This is a genomic window from Vibrio sp. LQ2 (assembly GCF_023920125.1).
Lineage (GTDB): Bacteria > Pseudomonadota > Gammaproteobacteria > Enterobacterales > Vibrionaceae > Vibrio > Vibrio fluvialis.
The window spans coordinates 3,707,969-3,725,655 of sequence record NZ_CP085308.1 but is presented as its reverse complement, the minus strand read 5'-3'; the positions used below and the strand labels follow the sequence as shown (position 1 = coordinate 3,725,655).

Here is a 17,687-nt window from a genome sequence, read left to right as displayed (position 1 = left end):
AGAGGGACCCCAGAGTGCCGTTGAGGATTGTAGCCCTTGAACCAGCTGGTTCAAGGCGGATCAGCAATGATAACCGTAGGCTTCTCGGTACAAGCCGAGCATGCTCAATAGCTACCAAGTACTAACCCTTACGTGTTGCTTATCGGCTCAGGGACATAAATCCGCTGACGAACACTCCAGGGAAAATCTTTGGATGGTAAAGGCTACAGCTCTCCTGGCTTGACTTTACTGAGTGCTTCTTCAAGCGAAGCCGTGAGCTTTTCCATTCGCTCGCTCATTTCCGACTGCTGGCCATCTTTTTCTTGCTGCTTGGTTTGCAGCTCATAACAGATGTTCAGTGCGGCGATTGTCAGTAACTTTACCTCATTCGATACCTTAGTACGATCAGCCATTTCTTTCAATCGTCGGTCGAGGTCCTGTGCGGCACGCAACAATGGTTCTTCTTGCCCTGGCGGACAATTGACCCGTGTTACTTTGCCTAAAATTTCAACGTCAACCGCTTGATTACTCATGATAAATGAACTCTATTGGCGTAACTAAAGATGATATCGCTTACGTGACCATCGAGGGTCAAACTATAGGTAAAGCGTTCCTAAGATTCAAGCTTTTCACACACGGAAGCTAGATTTGGTTGGGCAAAAACACAGTTCTTGGGCAATTTGCATAAAAGCTGGTCACAATTGGCGACGCGAGCGTTTTCGCCGGATCGTTGAAGTGGTACGATTGGACATATTTTTTTAATGACGAGCCCATTATGAGCGACAACACTTTTCCAAATTATGCAAACTTAGCCTCCGAACTGCAATCGGCATCACTGGGTGTCACGCCGGCAGAGTTGCACGGTTTGCTCACCGGTATGCTGGCTGGCGGGTTGAGTTTGAGCGATAAAAGTTGGCAGCCGCTGATTTTTGATTACACCAATGATGGTATGGGCTGGCCGATGCAGGTGCTGGCACTGGCTGAGCAGACGCTCAAAGCGACTAACGCAGAACTGACCAGTACCGATTTAGAATTGACTCTGATGTTGCCAGTCACAGAAGGTGAAGAAGCACTGTTCCAATTTGCTGATAGCGTGGCGGAATGGGTTAATCATTTCATTTCCGGCCTGGGGTTGGTCGGCGCGAAATTACAGAGTGCGTCAGACGTCGCGAAAGAAGCGCTGGAAGATCTGGAAGAGATCGCCAAGCTGGGTATCGATGAAGAAGATGATTTTGAAGAGCAGGCTCAGTTACTGGAGCAAGTCATCGAGCACGTGAAGGCCTGCGTTCTGACGCTACACGCAGAATTCGGCGTCAAACCACAACAAGTTTCTGAACCAACCATTCATTAAGTGAGGCGGCAGTGAGCGAGGCAAAGTCTTTTGATGTGATTATTGCTGGTGGCGCGATGGCTGGTGCCACTTTGGCACTGGCGTTGGACTCCCTCAGTCAGGGAGGTCTGAACATCGCGGTGATCGAAGCGTATCAGACGAATCACCACGCCCACCCGGGATTTGATGCCCGCTCGATTGCTCTCTCATATGGCACGGTTGGGGTTCTGCAACAACTGAAACTGTGGCCTGCGATTCAACCCGTGGCTACACCGATCACTCACATTCATGTATCTGACCGCTTTCATGCGGGGATGACGGATATTACTCGCGAATCTGCTGGCGTTGATGCGCTGGGTTACGTCGTTGAACTGGCTGATGTCGGCCGTATTTACGCGGAAAAAATGGCGCAGTGCGCTGCGATTCATCAATTTTGTCCGGCCAGTGTATCGACGGTAGAACGCAGTGATGCATCGGTCACAGTGACACTGAGTAACGGTGAACACCTCAATGGTAAATTGTTGGTGGCGGCTGATGGCGCGGTGTCTACCTGTTGTCAGCAGATCGGTTTAGAGCTTAAAGAACACGATTTCGAGCAAGTGGCCATCATTGCCAATGTTGTTGCCAGTCAACCACACAAGGGCCGCGCCTTTGAACGTTTTACGTCGACGGGGCCGGTGGCGCTGCTGCCGATGAGCGACAACCGTTTGTCGCTGGTGTGGTGTTTGCCTCCCGAAGAGGCGGCAAACGTGATGCAATACAGTGAGAGTGAATTTCTGGCTGAATTGCAGCAGGCATTTGGCTGGCGTTTAGGTCGTTTGACGAAAGCGGGTGAGCGCAGCGCGTATCCGTTGCTGCTGCGTTATCGCGAGCAGAATGTTTCTCACCGCTTTGCGATTGTCGGTAATGCCGCGCAAACCCTGCATCCTATCGCCGGTCAGGGATTCAACCTTGGTATTCGCGATGTCGCGACGTTGGCAGAAGAACTGACCCATGGAGATGAAATTGGCGGCTACGCGCAGCTGAACCGTTTCAGAAAGCGTCGAGAAGCCGATCGAGAGGCGACCATTGCTCTCACTTCAACCCTAGTGCACTTGTTCTCGAATGACTGGCTGACATTAAGAATCGGACGAAATCTGGGCCTGGCTGCGATGGATAATCTGCCAGTGCTGAAAACTCCGTTGCTGCGCCGCACGCTGGGTGTGGTAAATCGATAAAAGGTACAAAATTATGATGCAAAGCGTGGATATTGCGATTGTCGGCGGCGGAATGGTCGGACTGGCTTTAGCGGCTGCATTCAAAAACACCGATTTGCGAATTGCCGTGATAGAAGGCAAATTGCCGCAAGAAGGGTTGAGCGAGCTGCCAGATGTGCGTGTTTCGGCGCTTAGCCGTTCCAGTGAAATTATTTTGCAGAACCTGAACGCCTGGCAGGGAATCAAGGCCCGTCGAGCGGCACCTTACACTGCGATGGAAGTGTGGGAACAAGACAGTTTTGCCCGCATTGAATTCAGCGCAAATAGTCTCACTCAGCCTAATCTGGGGCACATTGTCGAAAATCGCGTGATTCAACTGGCGCTGCTGGAGCAGGTTAAACAGCAATCCAACGTCTCTTTGTACATGCCGGCAAGTTGTCAGAGCCTGGCGATTGGTGAAAGCGAAGCGTGGCTGACACTGAGTAACGGTCAGTCGCTGACAGCGAAACTGGTTGTGGGCGCAGATGGCGCGAATTCCTGGGTACGCAAACAACAAGACATTCCGCTGACGCACTGGGATTATGGTCACAGCGCGGTGGTGGCAAACGTGCGAACAACTGAACCGCATGGATCGGTGGCGCGTCAGATCTTTACGCCGCAAGGTCCGCTGGCATTTCTGCCTATGGGCAATTCGCACATGAGTTCCATTGTCTGGTCAACAGATCCGAACCGCGCTGAACGCTTGGTCGCTATGGATGCGAGTGAGTTCAATAAAGCCCTGACGGCTGAATTTGACGTCAAACTGGGTGTGTGTGAAGTCGTTGGTGAACGCCATGCGTTTCCGCTCAAAATGCGTTACGCCCGAGACTTTGTCGTCGAGCGCGTCGCCCTCGTTGGTGATGCGGCGCATACCATTCATCCACTGGCTGGACAGGGGGTCAACCTTGGTCTGCTGGACGCCGCGAGTCTGGCGCAGGAAGTGATGGCGTTATGGCATCAGGGGCAGGACATCGGCAGCAAACGTAACCTGCGCGGATATGAGCGCTGGCGTAAAGCGGAAGCGGCGAAAATGATTGCCGCAATGCAAGGCTTTAAAGATCTGTTTGCTGGCAACAACCCAGCCAAGAAATTGATTCGTGGTATCGGTATGCGTTTGGCGGGGCAACTGCCTGGGGCGAAAGATGAAATCATGAAACACGCGCTGGGCTTAAAAGGCAACTTGCCTGAACTGGCGAAAATAAATCGTGCTTCTCATATCGCGTAACATGATGTGTGACAAAATGGCAAAAGGGTTGGCAATCGCCAACCCTTTTTAATTCGTTTCGAGAGCGTTACGCGTAAGCACAGCGTAATCTTCTTATCTCCAGATTCACTTCTTTGACGGTCTGGAAGTGCCGCTGTTCTGCGCGGTCTGGCAACATCAGTTTGCCGTTGTCGAATTCAAATTTACCTACGCCGTAGATATATATTCTTCCCTTAAAAAGACGACTTACGTGTTTAGCAATCATACCTGGTGTATAGCGCTTAAACAGTCTCATACTTCGATCCTTTGTTTGTTTTCGCACTGCAAAGTATATGGAAACCCCTGAGAAAATAGTGTGATTGAGCTAGGGATACATGCAGTATTAGCTGACCAATTTAGATATTTGTGCTGCTGTAAGCAAATTCATGGATAAATATCCACAATTGTGTGACTTTTACCTCAAATAGATAGGGTTGACGAAACTTCCTCTCTAACCAAGACGGCGCTCATTAAGCCAGAGGAATATGACAGTTTTAAGAATAGTTGGCTTTAAGAAAAACGGGTAAAAAAGATGTCATATTTCTGCATAAAAAAAGCCCGCAATCAGATGCGGGCGAAATAGTCACAGATGCATTACACAAAAAGTGGATGTCCTGAAACAATCAGTGGATTCACTTTTTTGTTGGAGAAGGATATCAACAGAGTCGTACCTCTGTGTGAACTTTAACCAACGAAACAGAGAGTAAACTAAAAAAAATGGCGTGACTATTTATGTTTTTAAATTGGATAAAAATTCATAACAAAATAATCTTAAATTAGAAGTTGATCACGATCACATGTAATGGATTGCATGGTTTGCATCACTTATTCACGTTGAATGTGTGCAAACTGAGGCTGACAAAGTTGTACGAGATCGTTTACGTCGAGCGCGATACCTGCCAACGTCGAACCGCTGCTGATAGTGACCAGCGGTTGTTGCAAAATAGCGTGATCAAAAATGATCGGCATGGGGGTTTTGAGTAACAGTGGTGTGACGGTGCCGAGCGCATAGCCCGTGATCGTTTCCACTTGCGAGAGATCCACGCACGTCATTCGTCGCCAATTAAGTAAGGCGCGCACTTTTTTGGGATCCACATTGCGATCGCCCGGGGCGCAAGCCAGAGCGAGATTATCCCCCATATCACGCAATAAAATACATTTGACCATTTGGTTGGGCTTAATGCCGCGTTGGCGCGCAGCATCTTCGATCGTGGTCGCGGGTGTAAGGTGCGGCAGCAGGCGATAGGGTACCTGCTGCGCATCCAGATATTGGGTGATTGGTGTGCTGATGGTGTTATTCATCATCCAGTGAATACGGCAGTGGCTGAATTGTCCAACGGGTTCCCGGTTGAGCCGTCAGACGCAGTTCCGTGCCTTCTTCCAGATTGTTAGGTAACACAATCAAACCAATAGCGGTGTTATCGGCAAAGGTGTAGTGCGCTATTAAGCGGCCTGCGCTGCGCCAGTTTTCACCGACAGAACGTTCCATTTCCTGTGCATCACTGTTGGTCAGTGGCTGAGTGACATCGCCCGCTACGATGTACATCGCACGTTTATTAATGCCGCGGTATTTTGCGCGCGCGACGGTTTCCTGACCGGTGTAACAGCCTTTGGTAAAGCTGATGCCGCCGACCGCCTGAACGTTGACTGCTTGAGGAATGTGTTCGTTTTGGTCAGCGCGCTCGATCACTGGAATTGCTTCTTCAATGTCAAAGCGTGTCCAGAGTGTGGCGTCGACTTTAGTGGCATCGGTGCTGGTCGCCAATTGTTCTGCGGTCTCTGGGGTGACGAACAGTAACCAGCGTAGGTCGCTGATACGAACCGCTGTTCCGCCTTGGATTGCGCGCACGTCGCCTTGTGAGTCGCTGAGACGATCAATATAAGCCTGTGCTTGCACGCCCATCACGCCGAGCGCGATATCCTGGCTTTCAGCGATCTCGACTTTGGAGAAAATGGCGTACTTTTTCAGTTCACGCAGCTCTGCTTCAATCGCGGATTGTGGCTGAAACATAGCGTAGCCATCGTGATGATGAAACAGTCGAAATACCGACCATACTTTGCCTTTGGCATCGCAGTGGGCACCGAATGTGGATTGATCGCTAGCCAGAGTCACAACGTTACAGGTGACCTGACCTTGCAGATAGCTTTTCTTGTCTGCGCCGACCATAGTGATTGCGCCCCAAGAATCAAGATAAGTGAGCATCAGCTCAGGCAGAGTATCGCTTGCGTTGACGCTGAGCGGAGAGAATGTGTTTTTCCAGTCCATGTCCTTCACCTAAGTGAAATAATTTCCACTATGTTAATCTGGATCAACTTTTTTGTCAGCTTGAACAGGGACTGTGACTGAGCTACTAGTTGAGCAAGCCCGGTGTTTGATAAACTTGGCCGCAAATAATCATAAGGTGAGGATAACCGATGTACACCGCGGAAGAAAAAGCGCGTATTAAATGGGCCTGTCGTCGTGGAATGTTAGAGCTTGATGTTGTCATCATGCCATTTTTCGAAGAGTGTTTTGATACGCTGACTGAATCAGAACAACAAGACTTTGTTTCTTTGCTTGAGTGTGATGATCCGGATTTGTTTACTTGGGTCATGGGTCATGGTCGTTCAGAGAATCTTGGTCACGCCGCTATGGTAGACAAGATTGTCGCTCATAACCTCAGCAAAGTGCGTTAAGCTCCACCTAACTCCTTCTTATAACGCCCGCGTTGTCGCCGCCATGGTCTTTGGTTGTGTGCTGTGGGCGTTACTTCTCTCTCCAATCCCCCTTGTTGTTACATTACTCATTATCGGTATGGGCATGGCTCTGCCTATGCAGCAATGGTTGACTCCTGCGCTCTGCGGCGATGTTGAAATCGATTTTTCCGGTAGCGTTCAGATTGGTGACGAGCGGTATGCAATTTCTCGCGTGCAGTACCTGTTTGCTTTTGCGTTTATCGTAATGGAGGGGCAAGGGCGGCGCTGGCTGTTGTGGCGCGACAGCTGCTCCGAACGGGAATACCGTCAATTATTGGTGAGACTAAAACGGGAGCTGTAGCGCTCCCGTTTTTAGGATTTATTCCTGCTCCGGCGTCAGAATTGTCGGACCGCTGTCTTCCTGAAGTTCTGGGTAATCGAGCGTGTAGTGCAGGCCTCGGCTCTCTTTGCGCTGCATCGCACAACGTACCATCAGCTCTGCAACTTGCAGCAGGTTACGCAGTTCCAGCAGGTTGTTCGATACACGGAAGTTGCTGTAGTACTCGTGAGTTTCCTGTTGCAACAGTTGGATGCGGCGTAGTGCGCGTTCCAGGCGTTTGTCGGTGCGCACGATACCCATGTAGTCCCACATAAACAGGCGCAGTTCGTGCCAGTTGTGCTGAATGACCACTTCTTCGTCTGAGCAGGTCACCTGACTTTCATCCCAGCCTGGCAGGCTAGGCGGCAGTTGAGCGTCTTTCAATTTACTCAGGATATCTTTCGCTGCTGACCAAGCGTAAACCACACACTCCAACAAGGAGTTCGATGCCATGCGGTTGGCACCGTGCAGGCCGGTGTAGCTCACTTCGCCAATCGCATAAAGCTGATCAAGGTCGGTCTGACCGTTCTGATTGACCATCACGCCGCCACAGGTGTAGTGTGCGGCCGGAACAATCGGGATAGGCTCTTGGGTCATATCGATACCGAGATCCATCAATCGGCTGTAGATCATCGGGAAATGCTTTTCGATGAAATCGGCGGGTTTGTGGCTGATGTCGAGATACATGCAGTCTGCGCCAAGGCGCTTCATTTCAAAGTCTATCGCGCGGGCGACCACGTCACGTGGCGCAAGCTCGGCGCGTTCATCAAAGTCCGGCATAAAACGCGAACCATCCGGACGGCGCAGATAGGCGCCTTCGCCGCGCAGCGCTTCGGTGAGCAGGAAGTTACGGGCATCCGGGTGATATAAACAAGTCGGATGGAACTGGTTAAATTCCAGGTTGGCCACTCGGCAACCGGCACGCCACGCAATCGCGATCCCGTCACCGGAAGAGACATCCGGGTTTGAGGTGTACTGGTACACTTTTGATGCGCCGCCAGTGGCGAGAACCACAAACTTGGCGCGAATGACTTCGACGTGTTCTTCGTTACGGTTCCAGACATAGGCACCGACGACTTTGTCGGCGCGGCCGCCAACTTTATCTTCAGTGATTAAGTCCAGCGCGTTGTAGCGCTCAAGCAACGTAATGTTCGGGTGATTATGAACGTTGTCCTGCAGAGACGTTTGCACGGCCATGCCAGTGGCATCGGCGGCATGCAGAATGCGGCGATGACTGTGGCCGCCTTCACGAGTCAGGTGATAACGCGGCTCGTCTTCGTCACTGTCTTCTTCTTTATCAAACGGTACACCGCCATCGATCAGCCACTGCACACACTCTTTGGCGTGTTCGGCAATAAAGCGAACCGTGCCTTCTTCGCAAATCCCTGCGCCGGCAATGAGAGTATCCTGAACGTGAGAATCAATGCTGTCCGATTCATCAAACACGGCGGCAATTCCGCCCTGAGCATAATAGGTTGACCCTTCGCTGCGAGGGCCCTTACTCAGAACGATGACTTTGCTATGCTTGGCCACACGCAGGGCTAACGACAAGCCTGCGGCACCACTTCCCACGACTAATACATCACACTGATGTTCTCGGTTGGCGTTCATAAAATGTTTATATTCCCGAACTAAAGTTAGAGTGGTCCTACTCTAAGTTTAAAATACAGCACGCTGTGTTCCCGTTGCCCGCTAGCGAGATTGAGCAACCGTGTCATCTGAATGGCCTAATTGTCAGGGAACAATACAACGTGAGTCCGTTTTGCTTCAAAGTGTCGGGTGGTCATAGGCATGACCCGAAATTCTTTGAGGGCTTTATCTTCGCGCTAAAAGCAATACTTTGTAAATGCTATTGTCTTTTCCGATTCCTGTCCCCAATATTCAGGGAGTTTTCCAGGAACCTAGATTACATCACAATGCGATTGGTGAATGGTAAAAAAATTCACACAGAATTGAACTTTCCCTGCGCGACTGAGTCACAATAGTGCTCATGTAGGCAGTGGTGTCAAGATAACATTCTGCATAATTAGAGCCCATATCTGAGAAGGTACGGGATATAACAATAGGAGTAACCGCTCGAATGAACGAGCAGCTGACCGATCAAGTGTTGATTGAGCGAGTTCAGAACGGAGATAAGCAAGCGTTTAATCTTTTGGTACTTAGATATCAAAACAAGGTCTGCAATCTTATCTCCAGGTATGTGAGCAATTCAGGAGATGTGGCGGATGTTGCCCAGGAAGCCTTTATTAAGGCTTATCGCGCTATTCCGACCTTTCGCGGCGAAAGTGCGTTTTACACTTGGCTTTACCGTATTGCTGTTAATACCGCAAAAAATCACATCGTGGCGCAAAGCCGTCGTCCGCCGGCAAATGATGTTGATGCTGAAGAAGCTGAATTTTACGAAAGCGGCAACGCGTTAAAAGAAATATCGAACCCAGAAAACATTACGCTGTCCAAAGAGTTAAAGCAGGCGGTGTTTAGTGCGATAGAAGCGTTGCCTGAAGATTTAAAAACCGCGATGACGTTGCGCGAGCTTGATGGCTTGAGTTACGAAGATATCGCAGAAGTCATGGATTGCCCCGTAGGTACGGTGCGTTCTCGTATCTTCCGTGCTCGTGAAGCGGTAGAAAAGAGAATCAAACCTCTTTTATAGCGCAAACCGGCAAAAACAATGGTGAAAATAATGGCTGACAAAGAGAAACTTTCAGCTCTCATGGATGGAGAACTGGTCGACAAGCTGCTGATTCAAGAATTGGCCAGCGACAGTGACAGTCTCGACACGTGGAAAAATTACCATCTGATTGGTGATGTGATGCGTGGCGATGCGCCTGTACGACCAGAATGGAATATCGCTGAAAGTGTGGCATTAGCGTTGGAAAATGAACCTACGCATACCTCGTTTAGCACTGCCAGCACAAATGTTACCGACCTCAACCAAGCCCGCGTCGAAGCTCAGCCAAAACCTGAGCAGGCTCGTCGTCAGTTACCAGCTTGGTTATCCCAGTTTGGACAAGTTGCCGTTGCAGCTTGCGTATCTTTAGCGGTAATCATTGGTGTGCAGCAATATGGCGGCGGTGACGGCACAACGCCACAGCAGGATCAGTTACCTGTGCTGCAAACGGTTCCGTTTTCAGGCAGTGCAGAACCTGTTAGCCTGACTCGTGAATCTGTCGAAAGACACAGTAATGAAGCGAATGTTCAAGAGCAGCGTCGTCGTGTAAACGCCTTGCTGCAAGACTATGAACTGCAATTAAGATTGAACAGTGAGAACCTGGGTTCTCAGTCCGATCCAGTCGAACCGGTAGTTGAATGAAGAAACTTCTGATCAGTGTGCTGACACTGTTCAGTTTGGGCACCAGTACCGCCTTTGCAGAGGAAGAATCTGCAGAGGCGTTGTTGCATCAAATGAACGAAGCCAGTCAGCATCTCAATTATGAACTGTCTTATATCCTGATTAAGAAAAACAGCATTGAACCTTTGTTGTATCGTCATGCGCGTGAAGCCAACGATCAACAGCTGGCTCATCTGGTGTATCTCAGTGGGCCTGTGCGCGAAGTGATTCGTCGTGGCAACGAAGTCAGCTACGTCGAGCCGGGTGTTGAACCTTTCACGATCGAATCGGGCAACATGGTGGCACCGACCATTCCGATGCTCAACAGCGATGTTGATGAACTCAGCCAGTACTACGACTTTGTCAAAGTAGGGCGCGCTCGTGAAGCTGGCGCCGCTTGTCAGGTGCTGCGTATCGTCCCGAAAGATGGTCTGCGTTATTCGTATGTGTTGTGGGTTGATGAACACAGCAATCTGCCGTTACGAGCCGATCTGGTTGACCGCGATGGTGAAGTGCTGGAGCAATACCGCACCATTTCATACTCAGTCAGCGACAAACTGGCTGAACTGATGGCCGGGCTGAATAAAGTACAGCTGCCAGAAGTGCTGTCACTGCCTAAAGGCAATATCACTGACACATTCTGGTCGGTGGGTTGGACGCCGGAAGGCTTTAAACCATTGGAGCTGAACCGTTACCGCATGGCGATTACGGAACGTCTGGTGGAGAGCCAGATGTTCTCTGATGGGCTGTTCAGCTTCTCAGTCTATGTGTCTGCCAGTGACAACTTCTCCCTTAAAGGTCAGTTGGTTCGTCAGGGCCGCCGCACGTTGCACAGCTTTGTGAAAGGCGACAGTGAAATTTCTGTGGTGGGCGATATTCCGCCGGATACCGCCAAACGCATCGCACAATCGGTGGTGTTCCATACTGACGGAGCACCGAAACCATGATGACCGCATTAGCCACAGTGACTGCCGTAGCAAGCCAAAAACACGGCTATCATGTTGAACTCAGTTGTGAGCAGCAGACAAGTTGCAACAGCTGTGCGTCTTCAAAAAGCTGTGGCACAGGGATTGTCTCGAAAGCGATCGGCAATAAATCACTGTTCTGGCAACTGGATACTGACAAAAAAGTCGAGCAGGGTCAGGTGGTTGAAATCGGTTTTCCTGAGAAAAGCCTGCTGCAGTCAGCGGCGCTGGTTTATCTGGTTCCGCTACTGATGATGATTCTCGGCGCCTGGCTGGCGGATGCCTGGCTGGCACCGCTGCTCGGCATGGGCGAAGGCGCGATTATCCTCACGTCTCTGCTGTTTATCGGATTAGGCATCGCGATGGCGAAACGCTGGTCGACGCGACTGGAGAAGCGCTCTGCACAAGAGGTGGTTCTGCTGCGTGTCCTTGGGCAACCCATCGCCTAAATTATGGTGCGAACCCCAACGAAATTGGGTAGAATCGGCCAACTTGAATGAAATGCCGCCAGCTGCGGCCTTTCTTATGTCCTAATTAGTAAAGAGTTTAGTCATCCCAAACCTATGAAGCACATTCGTAACTTTTCGATTATCGCCCACATTGACCATGGTAAATCGACCCTGTCTGACCGCTTAATCCAAGTCTGTGGAGGCTTAAGCGACCGTGAAATGGCCGAGCAAGTTCTTGATTCCATGGACCTTGAACGTGAGCGTGGTATCACCATCAAAGCGCAGAGTGTGACTCTCGATTACCATGCAAAAGATGGCGAAACCTACCAACTTAACTTCATCGATACTCCGGGACACGTGGACTTCTCGTATGAAGTGTCTCGTTCTCTGGCTGCGTGTGAAGGTGCACTGCTGGTGGTGGACGCGGGTCAAGGCGTAGAAGCGCAAACATTGGCCAACTGTTACACCGCGATCGAAATGGATCTGGAAGTCGTGCCAATCCTGAACAAGATCGACCTGCCAGCGGCAGAGCCGGAGCGTGTGGCTGAAGAGATTGAAGACATCGTCGGTATCGATGCGATTGACGCTGTACGTTGTTCAGCGAAAACCGGCGTTGGTGTTGATGATGTACTGGAAAAAATCGTGTCTGCGATTCCAGCACCAGAAGGCGATCCTGATGCACCGCTACAAGCGCTGATCATCGACTCTTGGTTCGATAACTACCTGGGTGTAGTGTCTCTGGTTCGAATCAAAAACGGTAAGCTGAAGAAAAACGATAAGATCAAAGTGATGAGCACTGGCCAGGTTTGGGGTGTGGATCGCTTAGGTATTTTCACACCAAAACAAGTCGACACTAACGATCTCGAAACGGGTGAAGTGGGCTGGGTTGTGTGTGGTATTAAAGACATTCTTGGCGCGCCAGTAGGTGATACCCTGACGCTGGCGAAGAACGGCTGTGACAAACCACTGCCAGGCTTTAAGAAAGTCAAACCTCAGGTTTATGCGGGTCTGTTCCCAGTGTCGTCTGACGACTACGAAGCTTTCCGTGATGCGCTGGGTAAACTCAGCCTGAACGATGCGTCGCTGTTCTACGAACCAGAAACGTCTGCGGCTCTGGGCTTTGGTTTCCGTTGTGGTTTCCTTGGCATGCTGCACATGGAAATCATTCAGGAACGTCTGGAGCGTGAATACGATCTGGATCTGATCACCACGGCACCAACCGTAGTGTACGAAGTTCTGAAGACTGACAAAGAAATCATGCATGTTGATAGCCCGGCCAAACTGCCTGCTATTAACGATGTAGAAGAAATTCGCGAGCCGATTGCGCGCTGTAACATTCTGGTTCCAGCGGATTACCTGGGTAACGTGATTACACTGTGTATTGAAAAACGCGGTATTCAGGTTGACATGGTTTACCACGGTAATCAGGTTGCGCTGACGTACGATATTCCTATGGCCGAAGTGGTTCTGGATTTCTTCGACCGTCTGAAATCGACCTCTCGTGGCTACGCTTCTCTGGATTACGGCTTCCAGCGTTTTGAAGCGTCGAACATGGTACGTGTAGACGTGCTGCTGAACGGCGACAAAGTGGATGCTCTGGCGATCATCACGCACAAAGATCAGTCTCAGACGCGCGGTCGTCAGCTGGTTGAGAAGATGAAAGAGTTCATTCCTCGTCAGATGTTTGATATCGCGATTCAGGCGGCGATCGGTAACCACATCATCGCGCGTTCAACCGTGAAACAGCTACGTAAAAACGTACTGGCGAAATGTTACGGTGGTGACGTGAGCCGTAAGAAGAAACTGTTGAAGAAACAGAAAGAAGGTAAGAAACGCATGAAGCAAATCGGTAACGTTGAGCTTCCACAAGAAGCGTTCTTAGCCATTCTTCACGTAGGCAAAGACTAAACTCTGTTGTCTACGTTAGGTTGCTTGCATTAACTCTCAAGTGAAAGGGTCTCGGCTCTTTCACTTTCGTATTTTTAGATAAGGGAAGTCAATGGCTAATACATTTTCACTCATTCTGGTCATCATCACACTCGTGACTGGTGTCATTTGGGCACTGGAAAAATGGGTGTGGGCGAAGAAGCGTCAGGCAAAAATGGCGCAACTACAAAGTGAAAACCACGGTATTGATGCCTCTTTGACGGCGAAAATCCATCCACAACCGTGGTGGGTGGAAAACTCGGTGTCGATTTTCCCTGTGATTGCGTTTGTTCTGGTGCTGCGTTCGTTTGTGTTTGAACCGTTCCAGATCCCGTCCGGTTCGATGATGCCAACTCTGCTGGTGGGCGATTTTATTCTGGTCGAAAAATACGCATACGGTCTGAAAGATCCGGTGTGGCGCACGCAACTGCTCGAAACGGGCAAACCACAACGCGGCGATATCGTGGTATTCAAATACCCGAAAAACCCTAATGTGGATTACATCAAACGTGTGGTCGGCATGCCGGGCGACACGGTACGCTACAGCAGTACCAAAGAAGTGTGTATTCAGCCAAAAGGCGAATCGCAATGCAAACAAGTGAAGCTTTCCAACGTGGTGGAGAGTCCGTTCATTCAGAATAATATCCCGCTGATTCAACTTGATGAGCAGCTGGGACAAGTGAAACACAACATTCTTATTAACCCGCTGCGCATTGACGATGTCGCTGAATATCAGCCGCGCCGTGGTGTGAACGAATGGGTGGTTCCGCAAGGGCACTATTTTGTGATGGGTGATAACCGTGACAACAGTGCTGACAGCCGTTTTTGGGGCTTTGTTCCAGAAGCTAACTTAGTCGGTAAAGCCGTGGCGATTTGGATCAGCTTTGAGTTTGATCGTACGCCAGACAGCGTGCTGCCGGCTTGGATTCCAACTGGTGTGCGTTTCAACCGCATCGGTGGCATTAACTAGATCAGCGACAGCTGATCGCAACACATCGAGAGAGTATGAATTCTCCAATTAGTAGACTAGAAACTAAGCTCGGCTATCAATTCAATAATGCTGAGCTTATCTCTTTGGCGCTGACACACCGCAGCGCCAATGGTAAACACAATGAACGTCTTGAGTTTCTGGGCGATTCAATTTTAAGTTTTGTCATTGCAGATGATCTTTATCGTCGTTTCCCGAAGGTAAACGAAGGCGACATGAGTCGCATGCGTGCAACTTTGGTGCGTGGTAATACGCTTGCAGAACTGGGCCGTGAATTCGACCTAGGAGATTACTTAAAATTAGGTCCAGGCGAGTTGAAGAGTGGCGGTTTCCGTCGTGATTCAATTCTGGCCGATGCAGTAGAAGCGATTATCGGTGCCATCTATCTCGATAGCGATATCGAAATGGTGCGCACTATTGTGCTGAGCTGGTATCAGTCTCGTCTGGAAGCGATTAAGCCGGGCGTTTCGCAAAAAGACCCGAAAACTCGTCTGCAGGAATTCCTTCAGGGCAGAAGAAAACCGCTGCCTGTCTACACTGTGACTAATATTAAAGGTGAGGCACACAATCAGGAATTCACTGTAGCGTGTGAAATTGCAGGCATCGGAGAGCCTGTGATTGGTAAAGGTACGAGCCGCCGCAAGGCAGAACAAGCGGCTGCAGAAACGGCACTAGAGCAATTGACAAATGTCTGATCAAGAATTCGATATCGATGCATATTTTGCATCCAGTGGTGAAAGTTCATCTTCACCAGACAATCAACACTGTGGTTTCGTGGCGATCGTCGGTCGTCCGAACGTAGGTAAATCGACGCTGCTGAATAACATTCTCGGCCAGAAGATTTCGATCACGTCGCGCAAACCACAAACCACGCGTCACCGCATCATGGGCGTGGACACCGATGGTGATTATCAGGCGATTTACGTCGATACACCGGGACTGCACATTGAAGAAAAACGCGCCATCAACCGCCTGATGAACCGTGCGGCGAGCAGCTCGCTCAGCGACGTGAATCTGGTGTTTTTTGTGGTGGAAGGCACGCACTGGACCGCCGATGATGAGATGGTGCTGAACAAGCTGAAGAATGCCAACTTCCCGGTGGTGCTGTGTGTCAATAAAGTCGACAACGTGAAAGACCGCAACGACGTCATGCTGCACATGATGGAGCTGTCGAACAAGATGGGCTTTGTCGATGTGGTGCCAATTTCCGCCAAACTCGGCAAGAACGTTGACGTGCTGCGCAAGCATGTGCGTGATCATCTGCCAAAAGCGGTGCACCATTTTCCGGAAGAGTACGTCACTGACCGCTCTCAACGCTTTATGGCATCAGAAATCATTCGTGAAAAGCTGATGCGCTTCACCGGTGAAGAACTGCCATACTCGGTGACCGTTGAGATTGAACGCTTTGACTACAACCCGGAAACCGACGGTTTCCATATCAACGCCCTGATTCTAGTTGAGCGTATCGGTCAGAAGAAAATGGTGATTGGTAACAAAGGTGAAAAGATCAAAACCATCGGTACCCAAGCACGTCTCGATATGGAGGAGCTGTTTGGCCGCAAGGTGTATCTGGAAACCTGGGTGAAGGTAAAATCGGGCTGGGCGGATGACGAACGTGCGCTGCGCTCACTGGGTTATATCGACGACCTGTAATTTATCCTGCACTGGCTCCGTTACGGGGCCAGTGTTTTATTGACGCCTTGCCCACTGCGAGAACGGATTTCCTCAATATGTCAGACGGCCTACAACGCTGCTTTGTGCTCCATCGGCGTCCGTACAGCGAAACCAGCCTGATTCTGGATGTGTTCAGCGAAGAGTACGGACGACTGACGTTGCTTGCCAAAGGTGCGCGCAGTAAGCGCTCCAATCTCAAAGGTGCATTGCAGCCGTTCACGCCTCTGTTGCTCAAATGGTCGGGTAACAGTTCGATGAAAACGCTGCGTCAGGCAGAAGCGATCAGTCTCGGGCTGCCGCTGTCGGGTATCCATCTCTATTCGGCGATGTACGTCAACGAACTGGTTGGACGCGTGCTGGCACCAGAAGTACCATCGCCGGGGCTGTTTCATGACTATCTGTTTGCGCTGACCGAACTGGCTCAGTGCGATAATCCGGAGCCGCCGCTGCGCCGTTTTGAACTGGCTCTGCTCTCTTCTATGGGGTACGGCGTTGATTTTCTTCACTGCGCGGGAACGGGGGAGCCGATCGATCCGGACATGACTTACCGTTATCGCGAACAAAAAGGCTTTATTGCGTCGGTGCGGCGCGATAACCTGACATTTCTTGGCAATGAACTGATCGCTATCAGTGAACGCCGCTTCACCTCCAAAGAGCAGCTGCAGGCGGCAAAACGCTTTACACGTATTGCCTTAAAGCCGTATCTTGGCGGTAAACCTTTAAAAAGCCGGGAATTGTTCCGGCAAGCAACGCAACCCAGAGCACGGAGTATAGGAAAATGAGCTCAATTCTTTTAGGTGTGAATATCGACCATGTCGCCACTTTGCGTAATGCACGCGGCACCAAATATCCGGATCCAGTGCATGCGGCGGAAATCGCAGAGCGTGCGGGTGCGGATGGTATCACCATTCACCTGCGAGAAGACCGTCGCCATATCCTGGACCGTGATGTGCGCATTCTGCGTGAAACGATTCAGACCCGTATGAACCTGGAAATGGCGGTGACGGATGAAATGGTGGAGATCGCGCTGCAAACGCAACCGGAATTTGTGTGTCTGGTTCCGGAAAAACGTGAAGAGCTGACCACTGAAGGTGGCCTGGACGTGATTGGCCAGCTGGAAAAAGTCAAAGCGGCAACGCAAAAACTGACCGCAGCAGGTATCAAAGTGTCACTGTTCATCGATGCAGACCGTGAACAGATTGACGCGGCAAAAGCGTGTGGCGCACCGTTTATCGAGCTGCACACTGGCCACTATGCGGATGCTGAGTGCGAAGTGGAACAGCAGAACGAACTGAAGAAAATCGCCGCCGCCGCAAGCTACGCGGCCGATCAAGGCATCACTGTCAACGCTGGTCACGGCCTGACGTACCACAACGTCGCGGCGATTGCAGCGATTCCGGAAATCTACGAACTGAATATCGGCCACTCGATTATTGGTCGCGCGGTATTTGATGGTCTGTCAAAAGCAGTCGCGGACATGAAAGCCGTGATGGAAGACGCGCGTCGTTAATC

General features: G+C 50.5%; 20 protein-coding genes and 1 other RNA gene. 15 read left to right on the top strand and 6 right to left on the bottom strand.

The genetic code is table 11. The annotated features are described in order from the left end of the window. Window positions 1–2: 2 nt before the first annotated feature. Window positions 3–186: non-coding RNA, 6S RNA (gene ssrS, locus LGV68_RS17330), on the bottom strand. A 17-nt stretch (window positions 187–203) separates the two neighbouring features. Continuing rightward, window positions 204–512 carry a cell division protein ZapA gene (locus tag LGV68_RS17325; protein ID WP_024373483.1) on the bottom strand — a complete coding sequence of 103 codons (309 nt, stop codon included), beginning with the start codon at window positions 510–512 and terminating at the stop codon, window positions 204–206. Between the two features lie 242 nt (window positions 513–754). Here LGV68_RS17325 and LGV68_RS17320 point away from each other — a divergent pair, with 242 nt between their 5' ends. From LGV68_RS17320 to LGV68_RS17310, 3 genes are read left to right on the top strand one after another with little or no spacing between them, the layout of a single operon-like run. Further along, window positions 755–1,330: a YecA family protein gene (locus tag LGV68_RS17320; RefSeq protein ID WP_252535725.1), complete on the top strand. Its 576-nt coding sequence runs from the start codon at window positions 755–757 to the stop codon at window positions 1,328–1,330. An 11-nt stretch (window positions 1,331–1,341) separates the two neighbouring features. Beyond that, window positions 1,342–2,526 carry a 2-octaprenyl-6-methoxyphenyl hydroxylase gene (gene ubiH / locus LGV68_RS17315; RefSeq protein WP_289781541.1) on the top strand — a complete coding sequence of 395 codons (1,185 nt, stop codon included), beginning with the start codon at window positions 1,342–1,344 and terminating at the stop codon, window positions 2,524–2,526. Between the two features lie 13 nt (window positions 2,527–2,539). After that, window positions 2,540–3,769, top strand: coding sequence for an FAD-dependent 2-octaprenylphenol hydroxylase (locus LGV68_RS17310; RefSeq protein WP_024373480.1), 1,230 nt, complete (start codon window positions 2,540–2,542; stop codon window positions 3,767–3,769). 67 nt (window positions 3,770–3,836) lie between these two features. Here LGV68_RS17310 and LGV68_RS17305 read toward each other — a convergent pair whose 3' ends face one another. The 3 genes from LGV68_RS17305 to ygfZ all read right to left on the bottom strand — a co-directional run bounded on the left by LGV68_RS17305 (window position 3,837) and on the right by ygfZ (window position 6,053). Then, window positions 3,837–4,043, bottom strand: a complete 207-nt coding sequence (locus LGV68_RS17305) for a DUF1107 domain-containing protein (RefSeq protein WP_020332150.1) — start codon at window positions 4,041–4,043, stop codon at window positions 3,837–3,839. 569 nt (window positions 4,044–4,612) lie between these two features. Beyond that, window positions 4,613–5,089, bottom strand: coding sequence for a YbaK/EbsC family protein (locus tag LGV68_RS17300; protein WP_020332152.1), 477 nt, complete (start codon window positions 5,087–5,089; stop codon window positions 4,613–4,615). Continuing rightward, a complete protein-coding gene (gene ygfZ / locus LGV68_RS17295; RefSeq protein WP_165881246.1) occupies window positions 5,082–6,053 on the bottom strand; it encodes a tRNA-modifying protein YgfZ in 972 nt (323 codons plus the stop codon). Before ygfZ ends, LGV68_RS17300 begins: the two co-directional genes overlap by 8 nt. A gap of 149 nt (window positions 6,054–6,202) precedes the next feature. On the opposite strand from ygfZ, the gene LGV68_RS17290 reads away from it, so the two are divergent. After that, window positions 6,203–6,463: a succinate dehydrogenase assembly factor 2 gene (locus LGV68_RS17290; protein ID WP_024373477.1), complete on the top strand. Its 261-nt coding sequence runs from the start codon at window positions 6,203–6,205 to the stop codon at window positions 6,461–6,463. A 43-nt stretch (window positions 6,464–6,506) separates the two neighbouring features. After that, entirely contained in the window at window positions 6,507–6,824 is a 318-nt protein-coding gene (locus LGV68_RS17285; protein ID WP_158130576.1) for a protein YgfX, read from the top strand. Between the two features lie 18 nt (window positions 6,825–6,842). On the opposite strand, the gene nadB is transcribed toward LGV68_RS17285, so the two are convergent. Next, window positions 6,843–8,453, bottom strand: a complete 1,611-nt coding sequence (nadB, locus tag LGV68_RS17280) for an L-aspartate oxidase (RefSeq protein WP_020332155.1) — start codon at window positions 8,451–8,453, stop codon at window positions 6,843–6,845. A gap of 469 nt (window positions 8,454–8,922) precedes the next feature. Between nadB and rpoE the strand changes: the two genes are divergently transcribed. From rpoE to pdxJ, 10 genes are all read left to right on the top strand, one after another. Then, window positions 8,923–9,495, top strand: a complete 573-nt coding sequence (rpoE, locus tag LGV68_RS17275; protein WP_020332156.1) for an RNA polymerase sigma factor RpoE — start codon at window positions 8,923–8,925, stop codon at window positions 9,493–9,495. Window positions 9,496–9,525: 30 nt separating this feature from the next. Continuing rightward, complete coding sequence (locus tag LGV68_RS17270; RefSeq protein WP_199252524.1) at window positions 9,526–10,155, top strand: sigma-E factor negative regulatory protein; 630 nt, start codon at window positions 9,526–9,528, stop codon at window positions 10,153–10,155. Further along, window positions 10,152–11,120, top strand: coding sequence for a sigma-E factor regulatory protein RseB (gene rseB, locus LGV68_RS17265; RefSeq protein ID WP_020332158.1), 969 nt, complete (start codon window positions 10,152–10,154; stop codon window positions 11,118–11,120). The genes LGV68_RS17270 and rseB overlap by 4 nt, the downstream gene beginning before the upstream one ends. Next, a complete protein-coding gene (locus LGV68_RS17260; protein ID WP_165881245.1) occupies window positions 11,117–11,587 on the top strand; it encodes a SoxR reducing system RseC family protein in 471 nt (156 codons plus the stop codon). The genes rseB and LGV68_RS17260 overlap by 4 nt, the downstream gene beginning before the upstream one ends. 114 nt (window positions 11,588–11,701) lie before the next feature. Continuing rightward, window positions 11,702–13,495, top strand: a complete 1,794-nt coding sequence (gene lepA, locus LGV68_RS17255) for a translation elongation factor 4 (RefSeq protein ID WP_020332160.1) — start codon at window positions 11,702–11,704, stop codon at window positions 13,493–13,495. Between the two features lie 91 nt (window positions 13,496–13,586). After that, entirely contained in the window at window positions 13,587–14,483 is an 897-nt protein-coding gene (gene lepB / locus LGV68_RS17250; protein WP_020332161.1) for a signal peptidase I, read from the top strand. A gap of 35 nt (window positions 14,484–14,518) precedes the next feature. Beyond that, window positions 14,519–15,196, top strand: coding sequence for a ribonuclease III (gene rnc, locus LGV68_RS17245; RefSeq protein WP_020332162.1), 678 nt, complete (start codon window positions 14,519–14,521; stop codon window positions 15,194–15,196). After that, window positions 15,189–16,154, top strand: coding sequence for a GTPase Era (gene era, locus LGV68_RS17240; protein ID WP_032081247.1), 966 nt, complete (start codon window positions 15,189–15,191; stop codon window positions 16,152–16,154). Before rnc ends, era begins: the two co-directional genes overlap by 8 nt. Window positions 16,155–16,231: 77 nt before the next feature. Then, complete coding sequence (recO, locus tag LGV68_RS17235; protein ID WP_020332164.1) at window positions 16,232–16,957, top strand: DNA repair protein RecO; 726 nt, start codon at window positions 16,232–16,234, stop codon at window positions 16,955–16,957. Continuing rightward, entirely contained in the window at window positions 16,954–17,685 is a 732-nt protein-coding gene (gene pdxJ, locus LGV68_RS17230) for a pyridoxine 5'-phosphate synthase (protein WP_020332165.1), read from the top strand. The genes recO and pdxJ overlap by 4 nt, the downstream gene beginning before the upstream one ends. The last annotated feature ends 2 nt before the right edge of the window (window positions 17,686–17,687 follow it).

Bases quoted from the DNA above. Each gene is read 5' to 3' on its own strand.
- LGV68_RS17325 (WP_024373483.1), bottom strand. From the start codon at position 512: ATGAGTAATCAAGCGGTTGACGTTGAAATTTTAGGCAAAGTAACACGG.
- LGV68_RS17320 (WP_252535725.1), top strand. From the start codon at position 755: ATGAGCGACAACACTTTTCCAAATTATGCAAACTTAGCCTCCGAACTG.
- LGV68_RS17310 (WP_024373480.1), top strand. From the start codon at position 2,540: ATGATGCAAAGCGTGGATATTGCGATTGTCGGCGGCGGAATGGTCGGA.
- LGV68_RS17305 (WP_020332150.1), bottom strand. From the start codon at position 4,043: ATGAGACTGTTTAAGCGCTATACACCAGGTATGATTGCTAAACACGTA.
- LGV68_RS17300 (WP_020332152.1), bottom strand. From the start codon at position 5,089: ATGAATAACACCATCAGCACACCAATCACCCAATATCTGGATGCGCAG.
- ygfZ (WP_165881246.1), bottom strand. From the start codon at position 6,053: ATGGACTGGAAAAACACATTCTCTCCGCTCAGCGTCAACGCAAGCGAT.
- LGV68_RS17290 (WP_024373477.1), top strand. From the start codon at position 6,203: ATGTACACCGCGGAAGAAAAAGCGCGTATTAAATGGGCCTGTCGTCGT.
- LGV68_RS17285 (WP_158130576.1), top strand. From the start codon at position 6,507: ATGGTCTTTGGTTGTGTGCTGTGGGCGTTACTTCTCTCTCCAATCCCC.
- nadB (WP_020332155.1), bottom strand. From the start codon at position 8,453: ATGAACGCCAACCGAGAACATCAGTGTGATGTATTAGTCGTGGGAAGT.
- rpoE (WP_020332156.1), top strand. From the start codon at position 8,923: ATGAACGAGCAGCTGACCGATCAAGTGTTGATTGAGCGAGTTCAGAAC.
- LGV68_RS17270 (WP_199252524.1), top strand. From the start codon at position 9,526: ATGGCTGACAAAGAGAAACTTTCAGCTCTCATGGATGGAGAACTGGTC.
- rseB (WP_020332158.1), top strand. From the start codon at position 10,152: ATGAAGAAACTTCTGATCAGTGTGCTGACACTGTTCAGTTTGGGCACC.
- LGV68_RS17260 (WP_165881245.1), top strand. From the start codon at position 11,117: ATGATGACCGCATTAGCCACAGTGACTGCCGTAGCAAGCCAAAAACAC.
- lepA (WP_020332160.1), top strand. From the start codon at position 11,702: ATGAAGCACATTCGTAACTTTTCGATTATCGCCCACATTGACCATGGT.
- lepB (WP_020332161.1), top strand. From the start codon at position 13,587: ATGGCTAATACATTTTCACTCATTCTGGTCATCATCACACTCGTGACT.
- rnc (WP_020332162.1), top strand. From the start codon at position 14,519: ATGAATTCTCCAATTAGTAGACTAGAAACTAAGCTCGGCTATCAATTC.
- era (WP_032081247.1), top strand. From the start codon at position 15,189: ATGTCTGATCAAGAATTCGATATCGATGCATATTTTGCATCCAGTGGT.
- recO (WP_020332164.1), top strand. From the start codon at position 16,232: ATGTCAGACGGCCTACAACGCTGCTTTGTGCTCCATCGGCGTCCGTAC.
- pdxJ (WP_020332165.1), top strand. From the start codon at position 16,954: ATGAGCTCAATTCTTTTAGGTGTGAATATCGACCATGTCGCCACTTTG.